1 pseudogene is annotated in these 255 nt (G+C 59.2%); it reads left to right on the top strand.

Annotated elements, in window-relative coordinates:
• Positions 1-255: pseudogene (locus ACN8M7_RS26020) on the top strand (copper-transporting ATPase); the annotation flags it as partial.

Genomic DNA, 255 nt, shown 5'->3' with positions numbered 1-255 from the left:
ATGCGGTGGCGGTGCTAATCATTGCGTGTCCCTGCGCTCTGGGTCTGGCAACCCCGATGTCCGTCATGGTTGCGACTGGCAAGGCCGCTAGCAGCGGTGTGTTGTTCCGCGATGCCAGCGCCATCGAGAATCTATGCAAGATCGACACGCTCATCGTCGACAAGACTGGAACCCTGACTGAGGGGCGTCCCGTATTTCATAGTGCGGAAGGGACAGGCGGTTACGACTCCAATGAAGTGCTGCGCCTGGCTGCTA

Source organism: Pseudomonas spartinae, assembly GCF_965197125.1.
Taxonomy (GTDB): domain Bacteria; phylum Pseudomonadota; class Gammaproteobacteria; order Pseudomonadales; family Pseudomonadaceae; genus Aquipseudomonas; species Aquipseudomonas composti_A.
Note: the sequence above shows the minus strand (reverse complement) of the source record. Positions and strands in the feature narration are given on the sequence as shown.